Here is a 17,053-nt window from a genome sequence, read left to right as displayed (position 1 = left end):
AATAACACGCACGCACAAAGAGGTTAATTCACCGTTTCAGGTGGGTTGTCGCCGATCTGCGCATGGTGCGCAAGTTCATACTCTATGAACGCCTCAATCATGCTCCTGTACACCTTCGCAATAATGACCTCAGGAAGTCCTTTCTCCGCCGCGAGTCGGCAGACTTTATCAATGACCTGCTGCACCCGGTCTGGCGCGCGCACTGCGGTGTGATCGGCTTTGAACGTTGCCGCAGCTTTCACACATTCAGCACGCTGAGCAATCATGCTCACCAGCTGAACATCGATCCGATCAATCTCTTTTCTGACCTCTTCAAGTGTGGCGAACATTATTTCTGAACCTGTGAGCTAGTACGATAGTTCGAAAAGATACAGCAGGTGTCGGCTGAAAACCAGCGGCAACGGGAAAAGGTAAGCCCGTCAGGCTTACCCCTCGTTACCCGGCTCAGGCCACGTTATTGCGTCAGCGAGAAGCCCGCGTCAAAATGGTTTGCCTTGTTATTGAACTGCTCGATCCGCGTTGCCAGCTGTGAAATATGGTCATAGCTGATGCGTTTGAAAAAATCATTATCACCGCTGTTGTGCACCAGCTGCGTGAAGGCGGATAACCAGCCGGCGCTGCTCGCTGTGGTGTCAGTGATGCTGAGCATGGCATCCCGTTCTTTCTGCGTGGCATGCTCACCGTGACTGATGCTATCCAGCTGTTGCTCAAACTGCGTGACGCCTGCCGTGTCGCCGTACTGGCGGGCGATATCCAGTGAGCGCTGGGTAAGATCCTGCAGGACAGCATCCTGCGCAGAGGCCTTATCTGACACAAATTTTTCCACTTCACGGTAACTCTCAGCCTGCTGATCCGCAGGAACAAATCGCTCAACCAGTTTATTTAACATGCCCTGGGTGACGGCCAGATCCATTGAAAGCGTTGTGGAGTTACCGGAGCCGGTATAGGAGTGCAGGGCATCGGAAATCAGTCCGGACATATCGGTTTTAGAAAGAGAGGAGTGGGACTGTAAAGCGGAAAACCAGGTGTCGATATCGTTGGTAATGCCGTTCGTCGTGCTGCTGTTTTTTTCGATAGTGCTGTTGCGTATCTGAATCACTTCTTTCAGGTTTTTATCTATTGCCTCCTTGCTGAGCTGTGTGGTCGAAGAAGGGGCATCTGCAATCAGCCTGTTGACCGTCTCCCGGGCAAGCGGAATAGTTTTGGGCATACTCTCCTGCTTGCTGAAAACGTCACTCTCTTTAAACCCGTTATCGATTGAGCTAATCATTACTCTCTCCATGTTGTGTGAAAGAAGCCTGATAATAATATCGGGTGTTCATAAGAAAACTTGACGCTTAACGGACAGAAGAGGGAAGCAGATTTCATCTGTTCAGTCAGTGATTATCTGAGATCAACGGATAATCAGAAGGTTAACGCGTTTTAGTGGCGATGTCCGGTTCAGGGACATTCGCCGAGATGATCCAGGCACCATTCCCACACCGCCTGCGCAGCCCTGCCAGGCAGATCCGTACGTTTGCGCACCAGATAATAGTCACCTGCGCTATCGCCCGCGTCAGCCACCACGACCAGCCGACCCGCTTTGATATCGGCCTGCACAAAAGCCCGGCTCGTCAGCGCCACGCCCTGGCCGGCCATCGCGGCATCCAGTGCAAGGGTGGTCTGGTTAAAGCGGGCGCCGGGCAGCTTTCCGTCCTGCTGCAGGAAGCGCGGCCAGCCGTCATGCGCGTCATGCAATAGCGGAAGCGACGCGATCTGACGGGCGGTCAGCGGCAGGCTGAGCCCCTCCAGAAGATGTGGGCTGGCAACGGCGATCAGATGCTGACGAAACAGCAGCGCGCTCTCCAGAGTCGCGGGCAGGGCGGTTCGTGACAGCCGCACCGCGATATCCACCTGGTCACGGGAAAAATCGGACAGGGCCTCGGTGGCGACGGTGCGCAACTCAATGTCAGGAAGATCTGCCTGAAGCTGGCCCAGCCGGGGGATCAGCAGTCTGGCGGCGACGGTCGGCGTCACGCTGATCGTCACCACATCCGGGCGCGCCAGCAATCGGTCCGTTGATTCGACCAGCATATCAAACGCGCGCGTCACGTCAGCAAGCCAGGCTGCCCCCTGCGGCGTCAGCGAAAGCCCGCGCGCAAGCCGGTTGAACAGGCGGATGCCCAGATGATCTTCCAGTGCGCGAATCTGCTGCGCAACCGCCCCCTGCGTGACGCCCAGCTCCGCCGCCGCCGCCCGGAAACTCAGCTTCCGGCCAGCGGCTTCAAACGCCCGCAGGGCATTCAGTGAGGGCAGAACGCGACGTGAGAGTGGCATAGTTATCCTGTAGTTTTTCTACATGCTCAGAGGATTATTTATCGCGCGATAATACACCGCTTTCCTGCGAAGATGCGTTTTTCACAGCAAAAGGAGCAAAAAATGACCGCAGAAAAAGTCGCCATCATTACGGCTGGTGGATCGGGCATGGGCGCAGCCGCCGCGCGCAGGCTGGCGGATGAGGGATACCGCGTCGCAATCTTATCCTCTTCCGGTAAGGGCGAGGCGCTGGCGCGGCAGCTGGGGGGGATCGGTGTGACGGGTTCCAATCAGTCACAGGCGGATGTGCAGCAGCTGGTAGAGCAGGTCATGCAGCGCTGGGGACGGATTGACGGCCTGGTCAACTCGGCGGGTCATGGCCCACGAGCCGACATTCCCGATCTGACGGATGACGCGTGGCAGACAGGCATGGAGGTCTATTTCCTCAGCGCCGTACGCATGGCGCGTCTGGTGGCACCGATCATGGCAGCTCAGGGTGGCGGGGCCATCGTCAATATCTCTTCGGCGTGGACCTTTGAGCCGACAGAGATGTTCCCGACCTCCGCCGTGTTTCGCGCCGGTCTCGCCAGCTTCACCAGACTCTTTGCCGACCGCTATGCCGCAGACAACGTCCGGATGAACAACGTGCTGCCCGGCTGGATTGATTCGCTGCCCGCCACCGACGAACGCCGCCAGAGCGTGCCGATGAAACGCTACGGCAAGGCTGAAGAGGTGGCCGCCACGATCGCCTTTCTGCTGTCCGAAGGTGCCGCCTACATCACTGGCCAGAATATCCGGATTGATGGGGGACTGACCCGCAGCGTCTGACACGCCATTCCCACATTCACCGCACCTTCACCCCGCCGTCACGCTGCTGTCATCTGAAGCCGTCAAGGTAACGCCATCCCGCAGTGATTTTTCACTGCGTTCCCACTCCGTAACCCGTGAGGATTTCATCGTGATGGAGTTATCCAGACATCCGACCACTGTCTACCAGGCGGTTGCCGCGCAGCTGGAGCAGGCGCTGAAAGAGCGTTACCGCTGCGGCGACTATCTGCCTTCCGAACAACAGCTGGCCGACCACTACGAAGTGAATCGCCACACGCTGCGCCGGGCCGTCGATGAGCTGGTGCAGAAAGGGCTGCTGCAACGCCGTCACGGCGTGGGCATCCTGGTGCTGATGCGCCCGTATGACTATCCGCTGCATGCCCAGGCGCGCTTCAGTCAGAACCTGCTGGAGCAGGGGAGTCACCCGACCAGCGAACGGCTGCTGGCGGTGCTGCGTCCGGCCAGCAGTGACGTGGCCAGTGCGCTGGGCGTGAAAGAGGGCGACAACGTCATTCATCTGCGCACCCTGCGCCGCGCCAACGGCGTGCCGCTCTGCCTGATTAACCACTTCCTTGCCGACCTCAGCTGGTGGCCGCAGCTTCAGCGCTTTAACAGCGGCTCGCTGCACGACTTTCTGGTGGAGCACACCGGCAAACAGCTGGTGCGCACCCAGACCCGCATCAGCACCCGCCGGGCGCAGGCGAAGGAGTGCCGTCAGCTCGATATCGCACTCCATGCGCCGCTGCTCTGCGTGCGGACCCTGAACAAAACCGCAGATGGTGCGCTGGCAGAATACTCCGTCAGCCTGACCCGCGGTGACATGATCGAACTGACTCTGGAGCACTGATGGAACAGCAAACGGATCGCCAGCGCTGGCTGTCGGTGCTGGCACACAGCAACGCCGCGCAGCTTGAAGCGCACTGGCAGGCGCTGAATCTTCACCCCGAGTTTACCCTGATCCGCCCGGCCGAAATCGGCATGACGCGGCTGCAGGCGCGAATGGGGGCCACCGGCAAACGCTTTGTGATGGGGGATGCCACGGTGACCCGCGCTGTGGTGCAGCTGAGCGACGGCACCCTGGGATACAGCTACCTGTTAGGACGCGACAAAGCGCACGCCGAGCGCTGCGCCCTGCTGGATGCACTGTTGCAGCAGCCGGAAACCCGGCCGCTGCTGGAAGAGAAGATTATTACCCCGCTGGCGGCGTGGCGTGATGAGCAGCGACAGCTGCGCGCGCGCGAAATCGCCAGCAGCAAAGTGGATTTCTTTACGCTGGTTCGCGGAGATAACTGATGACTTTACTGGCAAGTTTCAACCACCCTGTTGCGGACGCGCAGCGCGCCTTTCGCCGCATCCTGAAGGCGATGAGTGAACCGGGCGTGATGGTCTCGCTGCCGCTGCAGCAGGGCTGGGGTGCGCTCTCGCCGGCGGCCACGGCGCTGCTGCTGACGCTGGTCGATCAGGAGAGTCCGGTCTGGCTGGATGCGAAAATCGACAACGAACAGCTGCGCAACAATCTGCGCTTCCATACCGGCGCGCCGATCACCACCCGGCAGGATGCGCCTTTTGCCCTGAGCCATGCGGCGGCGCAGCCCGACCCGACGGCGTTTGCGGCGGGGGATAACCTGTCACCGGAAAAAAGCACCACGCTGATTATCGAAGTGCCCTCGCTGAATGGCGGTCTGACGCTGCGACTCTCCGGCCCCGGCCTGCGCGAAACCCGCGCCATTGCGCCGCAGCTGCCGGAGAGCGTGCTGGACTATCTGCGCACCCGGCCGCATCCGTTTCCGCAGGGCGTGGATCTCATCTTCACCTGCGGCGAAGCGATCATGGCCGTGCCGCGTACCACCGTTGTGGAGGTGTGCTGATGTATGTCGCGGTAAAAGGGGGCGAAAAAGCAATTACGCATGCCCACCAGCTGCAGGCCGATCTGCGCCGTGGCGATCGGGCCGTGGCTGAACTCGGCTGCGATCAGGTGGCGCAGCAGCTGGGTCTGGCGGTGGATAGGGTGATGACCGAAGGGGGGATTTACGATCCGGAACTGGCGGCGCTGGCGATTAAGCAGGCCAGCGGCGACCTGGTCGAGGCAATTTTTCTGCTGCGCGCCTATCGCACCACGCTGCCACGGCTGGCGGAGAGTCGCCCGCTGGCGACCGGGACGATGCGTATCGAACGCCGCATTTCGGCGGTCTATAAAGATCTGCCGGGCGGCCAGGTGCTCGGCCCGACCTGTGATTACAGCCACCGTCTGCTCGACTTCACGCTGCTGGCCAATGGCGAAACGCCTGCCGCGCCGCGGGATGATCGGCCTGTCGCGGAAAGCTGCCCGCACATGTTCAGCATGATGAGCCGCGAAGGGCTGGCGGCTGCGGAGGAGGATGACGGCAGTGAGCCGACCGATATCACCCGCGAACCGATGGCGTTTCCCGCCTCGCGCGCGGCACGGCTGCAACAGCTGGTGCGCGGCGACGAAGGCTTTCTGCTGGCGCTCGGCTACTCGACGCAGCGGGGCTATGGGCGCACCCACCCGTTTGCCGGGGAGATCCGCACCGGCTATGTCAGCGTCAGCATCTGTCCCGAAGAGCTGGGCTTTGAACTGGAGATTGGGGAAGTGCTGCTGACCGAGTGTGAGATGGTCAACGGCGTGGCCCACCGCGAAGATACCGCGCCGCACTTTACCCGAGGTTACGGGCTGGTGTTTGGCCGGGCGGAACGCAAGGCGATGGCGATGGCGCTGGTGGATCGGGCGCTGCAAAGCCGCGAACAGCAGGAGCGCATCACCAGCCCGGCGCAGGATGAGGAGTTTGTGCTGTCGCACGCCGACAACGTGGAAGCGGCAGGCTTCGTCTCCCATCTCAAGCTGCCGCACTACGTTGATTTTCAGGCGGAGCTGGCGCTGCTGAAACAGCTGCAGAATGACTATCAGGAGCGCAACCATGGCTGAACTGACGGGTTATAACAACGGTTATCTCGATGAGCAGACCAAACGCACTATTCGTCGCGCCATCCTGAAGGCGGTGGCGATCCCCGGCTATCAGGTGCCGTTTGCCGGGCGCGAGATGCCGATGCCTTACGGCTGGGGCACCGGCGGCATCCAGATCACCGCCAGTGTGATTGGCGATCAGGATGTGCTTAAGGTGATCGACCAGGGGGCTGATGACACCACCAATGCGGTGTCGATCCGCCACTTCTTTCAGCGGGTCAGCGGTGCGGCCACCACCGAACGCACCAGCGATGCCACGCTGATCCAGACGCGTCACCGCATCCCGGAAACGCCGCTGGAGGAGGATCAGATCCTGATTTTCCAGGTGCCGATCCCGGAGCCGCTGCGTTTTATCGAACCGCGCGAAACCGAAACCCGCCTCCTGCATGCGCTGAAGGAGTACGGCATCATGCAGGTGAAACTCTATGAAGATATCGCCCGCTATGGCCATATCGCCACGACTTATGCGTACCCGGTCAGGGTCAACGGCCGCTACGTGATGGACCCGTCACCCATCCCCAAATTCGACAACCCGAAAATGGACATGATGCCCGCGCTGCAGCTGTTTGGCGCCGGGCGTGAAAAGCGCATCTACGCGCTGCCGCCTTACACCCGCGTCGAAAGCCTCGATTTCGACGATCACCCGTTTACCGTGCAGCAGTGGGATGAACCCTGCGCGCTGTGCGGCTCGCGCCACAGCTATCTCGATGAGGTGGTGATGGACGATCAGGGCACGCGGATGTTTGTCTGCTCCGACACCGACTTTTGCCACCAGCAGCAGGAACAGCAACATGCACAGTGAACAGCCGCTGCTTGCGGTCAGCCAGCTCACCCATCTTTATGCGCCGGGCAAAGGGTTTGAGCAGGTCAGCTTTGATCTCTATCCCGGCGAGGTGCTGGGCATCGTCGGCGAGTCCGGCTCCGGTAAAACCACGCTCCTGCACAGCCTCTCGGCACGCCTCGCACCGCAGCAGGGCACGCTTCTCTATCAGGGGCGCAACCTCTGGCAGATGAGTGAAAGCGAGCGCCGTCACCTGCTGCGCACCGAGTGGGGCGTGGTGCATCAGCATCCGATGGACGGCCTGCGTCCGCAGGTCAGCGCGGGCGGCAACATTGGCGAACGGCTGATGGCGACCGGCGCGCGGCACTATGGCGACATCCGCGCAACGGCGAGCCGCTGGCTGCAGGCGGTGGAGATTGACCCCGGCCGCATCGACGATTTGCCCACCACCTTTTCCGGCGGCATGCAGCAGCGTCTGCAGATCGCCCGCAACCTGGTGACGCAGCCACAGCTGCTGTTTATGGATGAGCCGACCGGCGGGCTGGATGTCTCGGTGCAGGCACGCCTGCTGGATCTGCTGCGTACCCTGGTGCGGGAGCTGAACCTGGCGGTGGTGATCGTCACCCACGATCTCGGCGTGGCGCGCCTGCTGGCACATCGCCTGCTGGTGATGAAACAGGGGCGGGTGGTGGAGAGCGGTCTGACCGACCGGGTGCTTGACGATCCCCATCATCCTTACACACAACTGCTGGTCTCTTCGGTGCTCAATTAAATGACGACTATCAATCCGCGTCTGCAGGTCGGAAACCTGTGTAAAACCTTTGTGCTGCACAACCAGAACGGCGCGGCGCTGCCGGTGCTGCACAACGCCAGCCTGACGGTGGGCGAGGGCGAATGCGTGGTACTGCACGGTCACTCGGGCAGCGGCAAATCGACCCTGTTGCGCACGCTCTACGGTAACTATCAGCCCGACAGCGGCTATATCCGGGTCGCGCACCAGGGGGAATGGGTCGATATGGCGCAGGCCCCGGCGCGGCAGATTATCGCGCTGCGCCGCGACACGCTGGGCTGGGTGAGTCAGTTTCTGCGGGTCATCCCGCGCGTGCCGACGCTGGAGATTGTGATGCAGCCACTGCTGGAGCGCGGCGTCGACCGTCGGTTCTGCGAGGCGCGCGCCGCCGAACTGCTGAGCCGGCTCAACGTGCCGCAGCGCCTCTGGTCGCTGGCACCGTCCACCTTCTCCGGCGGAGAGCAGCAGCGGGTGAACATTGCGCGCGGCTTTATCGCTGACTATCCGGTGCTGCTGCTGGATGAACCCACCGCCTCCCTCGACAGCGTCAACAGCGCGGCGGTGGTGAGTCTGATTGAAGAGGCGCGCGCCCGGGGTGCCGCCATTGTTGGCATTTTTCACGATCGGGCGGTGCGCGAGCAGGTGGCCGATCGGCTGCATCTGATGCACCCCATTGAGACAGGAGCGCAGGCATGATCATCAACAATGTCAGACTGGTGCTGGAAAATGAGGTCATCAGCGGGTCGCTGGAGTTCCGCGATGAGCGTATCAGCAGCTTCAGCGAAACCCGCAGCCAGCAGCCGGGCGCGCTGGACGGCGAGGGGGCCTGGCTGCTGCCGGGGCTGGTGGAGCTGCACACCGACAACCTCGACAAGTTTTTCACCCCGCGACCCAAAGTGGACTGGCCTGCGCATTCGGCGATGAGCAGCCACGATGCGCTGATGGTCTCCAGCGGCATTACCACGGTGCTGGACGCCATTGGCGTCGGCGATGTGCGCGACGGCGGTCACCGGCTGGAGAATCTCAGCAGGATGATCGACGCCATCCGCGACAGCAACCGCAAAGGGCTGAACCGCGCCGAGCATCTGCTGCATCTGCGCTGTGAACTGCCGCACCCGACCACCGCGCCGCTGTTTGAGGCGCTGATGGGCACGCCGGAACTGGCGCTGGTCTCGCTGATGGATCATTCGCCGGGGCAGCGGCAGTATGCGTCGCTGACAAAATATCGCGAATATTACCAGGGCAAATACCAGCTGAATGACGCGGAGATGGATCAGTTTGAGCACGAGCAGCTCACGCTGGCGGCGGCCTGGTCGCAGCCCAATCGTCAGGCGATCGCCGGACTCTGCCGGGAACATGGCATCGCCATTGCCAGCCACGATGATGCCACCGCCGCGCATGTGGAGGAGTCCCACGCGGCGGGCAGCCGCATCGCCGAATTTCCCACCACCCTGGAGGCGGCGCGCGCCTCGCGCTATCGCAACATGCAGGTGCTGATGGGGGCGCCCAACATCGTGCGCGGCGGCTCGCACTCCGGCAACGTCGCCGCCTGGGAGCTGGCGTCTCACGGCCTGCTGAACATTCTCTCCTCCGATTACTACCCGGCCAGCCTGCTGGATGCGGCGTTCCGGCTGGCTGAGGATGAGCGCAACACGCTCGGCACGGCGCAGGCGATTGCGCTGGTCACCTGCAATCCGGCCCGCGCGCTGGGGCTTGAGGATCGCGGGGTGATAGCCGAAGGGTGTCGCGCCGATCTGGTGCTGGCGCACACCGCACATGGCTACCCGCATGTGCGCCATGTCTGGAGCAAAGGCCGGCAGGTCTACTGATGGCGCGGCTGATCTGGCTCACCGGTCCCTCCGGCTCAGGCAAGGATAGCCTGCTGGATGCGCTGCGGGCGGCACCGCCGCCGCGCCTGCTGATCGCCCATCGCTATATCACCCGCGCAGCGGATGCGGGCGGTGAAAACCATGTGGCGCTGACCGAGGCGGAGTTCGCCCGCCGCGCGGCGCTGGGGCTGTTCGCGGTGAGCTGGCAGGCGCACGGTTTCAGCTATGGCATTGGCTGTGAGACGGAGCAGTGGCTGCTGCGCGGACAGAACGTGGTGGTCAACGGGTCGCGGCTGCATCTGGCGCAGGCGCAGGCCCGCTTCGGTCCGCAGCTGCTGCCGGTCTGCCTGCAGGTCACGCCAGCGGTGCTGGCGGCGCGCCTGCGCCTGCGCGGACGGGAAGATGAGGCGGCAATCGCCCGGCGGCTGGCGCGTGCCGCCCAGCCACAGCCCGATGGCTGCCTGATCCTTAACAACGATGGCGCGCTGGCAGAGACCCTCCGGCAGCTGCGTCAGATAGTGGAGGCGGCGCAATGAAACTCACTTTTCTCGGCACCGGTGGGGTGACCGCCGCGCCGCTGCCGGGCTGCGACTGCCGTGCCTGCCAGCGGGCGCAGCGCCATAGCGATTACGCCCGTGCGCCCTGCAGTGCGTTGATTGAGACCGGGCGCGAGCGCATCCTGCTGGATGCCGGCCTGCCACTGCTGGCGTCGCGCTTTCCGCCCGGATCGCTGACGCGTATTCTGCTCACCCACTACCACATGGACCATGTGCAGGGACTGTTTGCGCTGCGCTGGGGGCGGGGGGCACCGATTCCGGTCTGGGGACCGCCCGACCCGCGCGGCTGTGACGATCTCTATAAACATCCCGGCCTGCTCGACTTTCGTCCCGCCTTAACCCCGTTTGTGGCACATGCCTTTGGCGAGTTACAGGTGACGCCGCTGCCGCTTCAGCACTCGAAGCTGACGCACGGCTATCTGTTCGACTGGCAGGGTCACCGGCTCGCCTGGCTGTGTGACACCTGCGGGCTGCCCCCCGACACCGCCGACTTTCTGCGCGGTCAGCCGCTGGATCAGCTGGTGATCGACTGCAACGACCCGCCGTCTGCCATGCCGCGCAACCACAACGATGTCACCCAGGCCCTGGCCATTGTGGCGCTGCTGCGGCCACGCCAGAGCTGGCTGACCCATCTCAGTCATGAGATGGACAACTGGCTGGCGGAAAATCCGCTGCCGGAGGGGGTGCAGGCTGCGCGTGACGGCCAGACGTTGCTGTGTGGCGCGCCCTGGCCTGTCACAGTTTGATCATCTGACTGTCATCCCGCTTTCATCGTGCCACGCCTTAATAACCGGCAGAACGCAATCAGAGATGACGGAGAACAGCATGGCACAGGCACTTCTGAAAACGGTGGTCGACCACGATCGGCCCCCGGTCAGTTTCAGCGGACAAAAAGTGTTGTCGGTGCAGGGATTGAGCAAAACCTACGGTGACACGCCGGTGCTGGATCGGGTCAGTTTCGATCTCCATGCCGGTGAGCTGGTGGCGGTGATCGGCCGCTCCGGTGCCGGGAAATCGACGCTGCTGCATATGCTTAACGGCACCATCAGCGCGACGGCGGGGGCGATTATCAGCCTGCATAAAGGGGAAGCCGAGCGTAACGTGGTCACCCTTAACAGCCGCCAGATGCGGGAATGGCGCAGCCAGTGTGGCATGATCTTTCAGGATTTCTGCCTGGTGCCGCGCCTCGACGTGCTGACAAATGTGCTGCTGGGCCGCCTGAGCCAGACCAGCACGCTGAAGTCCTTTTTTAAAATCTTCTCCGACCACGACCGGGCGCACGCTATCGAACTGCTGCAGTGGATGAACATGCTGCCGCAGGCGCTGCAGCGGGCAGAGAATCTCTCCGGCGGACAGATGCAGCGGGTGGCGATCTGCCGGGCGCTGATGCAGAACCCCAGAATCCTGCTGGCCGATGAGCCGGTGGCGTCACTCGATCCGAAAAACACGACGCGCATCATGGATGTACTGCGTCAGGTCAGCGAGCAGGGCATCAGCGTGATGGTCAACCTGCACTCCATTGAGCTGGTGAAACGCTACTGCACCCGGGTGATAGGCATCCAGCGCGGCGTGGTGCTGTTTGACGGCCATCCTTCCCGACTGACTGACAGCCTGCTGCAACAGCTGTACGGCGATGAACTTAACCAGATCCATTAACTTCCACAGCAAGAGAACAACTCCGAATGAAACTGACTTCTTTAGCACTACTGATCGGCGTTATGGCGTCGGGTGTCAGCGCAGCGGATGCGCCAAAACAGCTGAATCTGGGGATTCTGGGCGGTCAGAACGCCACCCAGCAGATTGGTGATAATCAGTGCGTGAAGGCCTTCTTTGATAAAGAGCTGGGTGTGGATACTCAGATGCGCAACGCCTCTGACTATTCGGGCGTGATTCAGGGACTGCTGGGCGGCAAAATCGATATGGTGCTGAGCATGTCACCCGCCTCTTTCGCCTCGGTCTACCTGCAGGACCCGAAAGCGGTGGAGGTGGTCGGCATCGTGGTGGATGACAAAGACAACTCACGCGGCTACCACTCAGTGGTGATCGTCAAAGCGGACAGCCCCTACAAAAAGCTGGAAGACCTGAAGGGGAAATCGTTCGGCATGGCCGATCCGGACTCGACCTCCGGCTTCCTGATGCCGAATCAGGCGTTCAAGAAGATGTTCGGCGGCTCGGTGGATGACAAATATAACAACACCTTCTCCAGCGTCACCTTCTCCGGCGGCCATGAGCAGGACATTCTGGGCGTGCTGAACAACCAGTTTGACGGCGCGGTCACCTGGACCTCGCTGGTGGGAGACTATAACAGCGGCTACACCTCGGGCGCGTTTGGCCGCCTGATCCGCATGGATCACCCCGACCTGATGAAGCAGATCCGTATCATCTGGCAGTCGCCGCTGATCCCCAACGGTCCGGTGCTGGTCAGCAACAAACTGCCTGCCGACTTTAAAGCGAAAGTGGTGGCGGCGATTAAAAAGCTGGATAAAGACGATCACGACTGCTTCGTGAAAGCGGTGGGCGGTAAGCAGCATATCGGCCCGGCCACCGTTGCCGACTATCAGAGCATTATCGATATGAAGCGCGACCTGATGAAAGGCAGCCGCGGCTGACGAACCTTCCTGACTTCCCCGCCTCGCGGGGAGAGTGGGACGCGGTCAGCGTCCCGCTGCTTTCACGCCGGAGATCCCCCTTGACCGACTTCGAACACTATTACCAGCGCATCCGCCGTCAGCAAAAACGTGACACGCTTATCTGGTCACTGCTGCTGGTCACGCTCTATCTGGCGGCGGGCAGGGTGGCAGAATTTAATCTGCTCACCGTCTGGCAGTCGCTGCCGCACTTCTTTGACTACCTGCATGAGATCCTGCCGGTGCTGCATCTGCCGCTGCTGTTTGCCGACGGCAAAACAGAAGGCTCACTGGCCTACTGGGGTTACCGTCTGCCGATCCAGCTGCCGCTGATCTGGGAAACCCTGCAGCTGGCACTGGCGGCGACGCTGCTGGCGGTGGGGCTGGCGGCAGTGCTCGCCTTTTTCGCCGCCGACAATACTCAGACGCCGGTCAGCGTGCGGATGGCGATTCGCGCCTTTGTCGCCTTTCTGCGCACCATGCCAGAACTGGCGTGGGCGGTGATGTTTGTCATGGCGTTTGGCATCGGGGCGATACCCGGCTTCCTGGCGCTGGCGCTGCACACGGTGGGCAGCCTGACCAAGCTCTTTTATGAGGCGATTGAGTCTGCGTCGGATAAGCCGGTGCGCGGCCTGGCCGCCTGCGGAGCCAGTAAACTGCAGCGGATGCGCTTTGCCTTCTGGCCGCAGGTGAAACCCGCCTTTCTCTCCTACAGCTTTATGCGGCTGGAGATTAACTTCCGATCCTCCACCATCCTCGGGCTGGTGGGGGCGGGCGGCATCGGCCAGGAGCTGATGACCAACATCAAACTCGACCGCTACGACCAGGTCAGCATCACCCTGCTGCTGATTCTGATTGTGGTGTCGCTGCTGGATACGCTGTCCGGTCAGCTGCGTCGTCGTGTCACAGGAGAGCGCGCATGATTCGTTCCGTTCCCGCCATCGCGCAGCTGAAGCAGCAGCATCGCGAGCTGTTTGCCGCGCAGCCGCGCTATCTGCGTCGTCTGGCACTGATAGCGCTGGCGCTCCTGCTCTACTACCTCTATTTCTTTTCGGTGTTCGGGCTGGAGGGATCGCGCCTGCTGGCGGGCTGCCAGCAGCTGGGGCGCTACTTTCTGCGGATGTTTGTCTGGCATGACTTTATGAACTGGCCCTTCAGCTACTATCTGTCGCAGGTCGGGATCACCCTGGGGATCGTGTTTGCCGGTACGCTGACCGCCTCGCTGATTGCGCTGCCGCTGTCGTTCCTGGCGGCGCGCAACGTGATGCACGATCGCACTGCGAAGCCGCTGGCGTTTCTGATGCGGCGACTGTTCGACCTGCTGCGCGGCATCGACATGGCGATCTGGGGGCTGATTTTCGTTCGTGCGGTGGGCATGGGGCCGCTGGCCGGGGTGCTGGCGATTATCCTGCAGGATGTCGGCCTGCTCGGCAAACTCTACGCCGAAGGGCATGAGGCGGTCGAACGTTCACCGGGCCGCGGGCTGGGGGCGGTGGGCGCTAACAGCCTGCAGAAACACCGTTTCGGCATTTTCACCCAGTCCTTTCCGCAGTTTCTGGCGCTGAGCCTCTATCAGATCGAGTCCAACACCCGCTCTGCGGCGGTGCTCGGCTTTGTCGGCGCGGGCGGGGTAGGCCTGGTCTACGCCGAGAATATGCGGCTCTGGAACTGGGATGTGGTGATGTTCCTGACGCTGATACTGGTCGGGGTGGTGATGGTCATGGATATGATCTCCAGTCGCCTGCGCAAACGCTATATCACCGGGAAGCCGGTGCCGCTGTGGCAGCCTGCTGCGCGCGATTAAGCCGTTCGCTGCGCTGCCAGGCGCGCTGTAACGCCTGCACCAGCTGCGCCTGCTGCCAGGGTTTGCCCAGCCGCTCACACAGCGGCAGCGTGACCGGCTGGTGGCGCAGATCCTGACCGCTGATTAACAGCGTGGCGAGATGCGGCCAGTTCTGCTGTGCCTGACGCACCACCTCCGCCCCATTGATTTCGCCGGGCAGCATCAGGTCGCTGATCAGCAGGTCGATATCGGGTGTCTGGCGCAGCAGCGCCAGCGCCGCTTCGCCGTCGCCACACTCCAGCGTCAGATAGCCCAGCTGGTGCAGATGTTCGCACAGGGTCTGCCGCACCGCCGGTTCATCATCCAGCACCAGCACCAGCCGGTTGCTGGCCACCGCCGGCAGGGCTGGCGGGGGAGGCGGCGCGACCGCTGCAGCGACCGCCTCCTGCGCGCGCGGCAGCAGAAGGCGCACCGTGGTGCCCTGGCCCGGCGCGGTTTCCAGCTCGATCTGACCGCCCGACTGCCGCACAAAACCGTAGACCATTGACAGGCCCAGCCCGCTGCCGCTGCCGGTGGCCTTAGTGGTAAAAAAGGGCTCGAAAACCTGTTCACGCACCTCCGCCGACATGCCGCAGCCCGTGTCAGTCACCTCAATTGTGACCCGGTCACGTTTCTCACTCCCCTCGATCCGCCGCTGATTCCAGATGCGCAGCCGGATTTCGCCGCTTTGCTGCTGCATCGCATCACGGGCGTTGACCACCAGGTTCATCAGCGCATTCTCCAGCTGACCGGCATCGATCCATGCGGGCCAGCCGGGATGCTGCGCATCGATAATCAGCTGCTGTCCGGGCAGCAGCGAGTGCTGTAATAATCCCTGCAGGTTGTCCACCAGCGTGACCACCGACACTGCGCGCGGAAACAGCGCCTGCTTACGAGAAAAGGCCAGCAGACGCTGGGTCAGCTGGGCGGCGCGGTCGGCAGCCTGGCGTGCCCGCTCAATCCGGCTGGCGAGCGGGCCGGGCATCAGCTGCCCTTCGGTCAGCGCCAGGCTGCCGATAATCACCGCCAGCAGATTGTTGAAGTCGTGCGCCAGGCCGCCGGTCAACTGGCCCACCGCCTTCATCTTCTGGCTGTGCTGCAGAGCCTCCTCCAGCGTTTTGCGCGAGGTGCGGTCAAGGACGGTGTTCACCATGCCGCGCCGGGGGATCGGGCTGAAGCGCAGCTCCAGCGTCCGGCCATCGGCCAGCCGGATCTCCTGCGGTTCGCCGGGATCGTGCAGATCCCCCGCCAGCGGAGCCAGCAGCTGCTGATAGTGGACGCCGCGATGGAGCTCCCGCGGCGCGATGCCGAGCAGTTCGGCATACTGCGCGTTCCACACCACCAACTGACCCTGATGGTCAAACAGGGCAAAGCCGTCGCGCATCGCCAGAAAGGTGGACTCCAGCTGGCTGCTCTTCTCTTTCAGCAGGCGTGAGGTGTGCGCCAGCGAGGCGGTATTGCGGGCAAAGACGTTAAAGGCCCGCGCCAGTTCGCCCAGTTCGTCGCGGCGCTGCAACCCCGGCACGCTGACGTTCTGCTCACCCTGTGCCAGCCGCGTCATGGCGGCAGCAATCGCCGTCAGGCTCGACCCGAGATTGCGGTAGATGTAGATCCCGGCATAGCCGGTGATCGCCAGCGCCAGCAGCACGAAAAGGGCGATAAAGCCGATGATGGAGTCCAGCTCGCGGTGGGTCGCCAGGGTTCGCGCTTCGCTCTGCAACGCCACCTGCTGCACCGAGGCACTGATATCCTCATTCAGCATCGCCACCAGCGCCTTAATCCGGTAGGTGGCGTAGGCGATCGCCAGATCGCTCTGTTCCAGCGCCTCCGCCAGCGGCAGCAGGCGCTGCTGGGTCGCCAGCAGTCGCGCAATGTTCTCGCCGGTGACGCCCGTCAGCGGCACGCTGCGCCACTGCGTCATCACCTGCTGCAGTTGCTCAATCACCGCAATCGGTGAGGGCGTGCGGATGGCGATGCTGAGCAGCCGCTCAGTCTGCTCGCGCAGTGCGTTATCCGGCGCGCGCTGCGGTTCCCGCTGCAGCCGCTGACTGATGTGGCCGAGCAGAATCTGCGACTGCCACAGGTCACTCAGCATGTTATTGCGCTGCAGGTGGCGCTGATGGCCGGTGAGCAGCAGGCGGTTAATCGTCTGCTCCAGCTCCAGGCTGCGGGCGCGGATACGGGCGATGCGCTCCGGCTGACGCGCGGCCAGCGGGGCGCTGGCGAGCAGGCTCAGCGACTGCTGCAGCGCCTGCTGATTCTGCTGAAGCCGCTGTGATTCGCTCTGATACTCCAGCGCGCCCACCACCTGCGACAGTCGCACGGCTGCCGTCGCCACATTGGCGGTGTCACGCGCCAGCGCCAGACTGCCGTTCATGTCCGCCAGCGTCTGCGCCTGTGCCTGCTCCTGAATCGTACCGGCATGGCGAAAACCGACGATCGCCACCACGCTGACCATCAGCGTGACGGCGACCACCAGCAGATTGAACATCAGCAGGCGGCCCCGCGCGCCAGCCTGCCACGGATAGGTGCGCTGCATCC

General features: G+C 62.6%; 19 protein-coding genes. 15 read left to right on the top strand and 4 right to left on the bottom strand.

From position 1 onward, the window contains the following. Positions 1–23: 23 nt before the first annotated feature. The 3 genes from AC6I7A_RS11620 to AC6I7A_RS11610 all read right to left on the bottom strand — a co-directional run bounded on the left by AC6I7A_RS11620 (position 24) and on the right by AC6I7A_RS11610 (position 2,316). Entirely contained in the window at positions 24–332 is a 309-nt protein-coding gene (locus AC6I7A_RS11620; RefSeq protein WP_058957646.1) for a chorismate mutase, read from the bottom strand. 122 nt (positions 333–454) lie between these two features. Beyond that, positions 455–1,270 (bottom strand): hypothetical protein, encoded by an 816-nt coding sequence (locus AC6I7A_RS11615; protein WP_058957647.1) that lies wholly within the window; start codon positions 1,268–1,270, stop codon positions 455–457. A 170-nt stretch (positions 1,271–1,440) separates the two neighbouring features. Next, positions 1,441–2,316, bottom strand: coding sequence for a LysR substrate-binding domain-containing protein (locus tag AC6I7A_RS11610; RefSeq protein WP_058957648.1), 876 nt, complete (start codon positions 2,314–2,316; stop codon positions 1,441–1,443). A gap of 102 nt (positions 2,317–2,418) precedes the next feature. Here AC6I7A_RS11610 and AC6I7A_RS11605 point away from each other — a divergent pair, with 102 nt between their 5' ends. The 15 genes from AC6I7A_RS11605 to phnE (AC6I7A_RS11535) all read left to right on the top strand — a co-directional run bounded on the left by AC6I7A_RS11605 (position 2,419) and on the right by phnE (AC6I7A_RS11535) (position 14,494). Next, positions 2,419–3,123, top strand: coding sequence for an SDR family oxidoreductase (locus AC6I7A_RS11605; protein WP_058957649.1), 705 nt, complete (start codon positions 2,419–2,421; stop codon positions 3,121–3,123). 133 nt (positions 3,124–3,256) lie between these two features. Continuing rightward, the gene (phnF, locus tag AC6I7A_RS11600) at positions 3,257–3,970 is read left to right on the top strand and encodes a phosphonate metabolism transcriptional regulator PhnF (RefSeq protein ID WP_009089462.1); all 714 of its coding nucleotides are present in this window, start codon (positions 3,257–3,259) and stop codon (positions 3,968–3,970) included. Further along, positions 3,970–4,416, top strand: a complete 447-nt coding sequence (gene phnG, locus AC6I7A_RS11595; RefSeq protein WP_058957650.1) for a phosphonate C-P lyase system protein PhnG — start codon at positions 3,970–3,972, stop codon at positions 4,414–4,416. Before phnF ends, phnG begins: the two co-directional genes overlap by 1 nt. Beyond that, positions 4,416–4,991, top strand: a complete 576-nt coding sequence (phnH, locus tag AC6I7A_RS11590; RefSeq protein WP_009089466.1) for a phosphonate C-P lyase system protein PhnH — start codon at positions 4,416–4,418, stop codon at positions 4,989–4,991. The genes phnG and phnH overlap by 1 nt, the downstream gene beginning before the upstream one ends. Continuing rightward, positions 4,991–6,067, top strand: coding sequence for a carbon-phosphorus lyase complex subunit (locus tag AC6I7A_RS11585; protein ID WP_058957651.1), 1,077 nt, complete (start codon positions 4,991–4,993; stop codon positions 6,065–6,067). Before phnH ends, AC6I7A_RS11585 begins: the two co-directional genes overlap by 1 nt. Beyond that, complete coding sequence (locus AC6I7A_RS11580) at positions 6,060–6,908, top strand: alpha-D-ribose 1-methylphosphonate 5-phosphate C-P-lyase PhnJ (RefSeq protein ID WP_058957652.1); 849 nt, start codon at positions 6,060–6,062, stop codon at positions 6,906–6,908. The genes AC6I7A_RS11585 and AC6I7A_RS11580 overlap by 8 nt, the downstream gene beginning before the upstream one ends. Beyond that, positions 6,898–7,659, top strand: a complete 762-nt coding sequence (gene phnK / locus AC6I7A_RS11575; RefSeq protein ID WP_058957653.1) for a phosphonate C-P lyase system protein PhnK — start codon at positions 6,898–6,900, stop codon at positions 7,657–7,659. Before AC6I7A_RS11580 ends, phnK begins: the two co-directional genes overlap by 11 nt. Further along, on the top strand, positions 7,660–8,373 hold the full coding sequence (phnL, locus tag AC6I7A_RS11570) for a phosphonate C-P lyase system protein PhnL (protein WP_058957654.1): 714 nt from the start codon (positions 7,660–7,662) through the stop codon (positions 8,371–8,373). It begins immediately after the preceding gene. After that, positions 8,370–9,506 (top strand): alpha-D-ribose 1-methylphosphonate 5-triphosphate diphosphatase, encoded by a 1,137-nt coding sequence (phnM, locus tag AC6I7A_RS11565; RefSeq protein WP_009089476.1) that lies wholly within the window; start codon positions 8,370–8,372, stop codon positions 9,504–9,506. Before phnL ends, phnM begins: the two co-directional genes overlap by 4 nt. After that, positions 9,506–10,042, top strand: coding sequence for a ribose 1,5-bisphosphokinase (gene phnN / locus AC6I7A_RS11560; RefSeq protein WP_058957655.1), 537 nt, complete (start codon positions 9,506–9,508; stop codon positions 10,040–10,042). Before phnM ends, phnN begins: the two co-directional genes overlap by 1 nt. Further along, on the top strand, positions 10,039–10,809 hold the full coding sequence (phnP, locus tag AC6I7A_RS11555) for a phosphonate metabolism protein PhnP (protein WP_058957656.1): 771 nt from the start codon (positions 10,039–10,041) through the stop codon (positions 10,807–10,809). The genes phnN and phnP overlap by 4 nt, the downstream gene beginning before the upstream one ends. A 79-nt stretch (positions 10,810–10,888) precedes the next feature. Continuing rightward, the gene (phnC, locus tag AC6I7A_RS11550) at positions 10,889–11,719 is read left to right on the top strand and encodes a phosphonate ABC transporter ATP-binding protein (RefSeq protein WP_009089482.1); all 831 of its coding nucleotides are present in this window, start codon (positions 10,889–10,891) and stop codon (positions 11,717–11,719) included. A 26-nt stretch (positions 11,720–11,745) separates the two neighbouring features. Next, positions 11,746–12,672, top strand: coding sequence for a phosphonate ABC transporter substrate-binding protein (gene phnD, locus AC6I7A_RS11545; protein WP_058957657.1), 927 nt, complete (start codon positions 11,746–11,748; stop codon positions 12,670–12,672). Positions 12,673–12,752: 80 nt separating this feature from the next. Further along, a complete protein-coding gene (phnE, locus tag AC6I7A_RS11540) occupies positions 12,753–13,613 on the top strand; it encodes a phosphonate ABC transporter, permease protein PhnE (protein ID WP_046102120.1) in 861 nt (286 codons plus the stop codon). Then, on the top strand, positions 13,610–14,494 hold the full coding sequence (phnE, locus tag AC6I7A_RS11535) for a phosphonate ABC transporter, permease protein PhnE (RefSeq protein WP_058957658.1): 885 nt from the start codon (positions 13,610–13,612) through the stop codon (positions 14,492–14,494). The genes phnE (AC6I7A_RS11540) and phnE (AC6I7A_RS11535) overlap by 4 nt, the downstream gene beginning before the upstream one ends. Here phnE (AC6I7A_RS11535) and AC6I7A_RS11530 read toward each other — a convergent pair. After that, positions 14,448–17,051, bottom strand: a complete 2,604-nt coding sequence (locus AC6I7A_RS11530; protein WP_058957659.1) for an ATP-binding protein — start codon at positions 17,049–17,051, stop codon at positions 14,448–14,450. The genes phnE (AC6I7A_RS11535) and AC6I7A_RS11530 overlap by 47 nt on opposite strands. Positions 17,052–17,053 lie beyond the last annotated feature (2 nt).

The organism is Type-F symbiont of Plautia stali (genome assembly GCF_059731105.1).
This window is presented reverse-complemented; position numbering and strand designations above follow the sequence as displayed.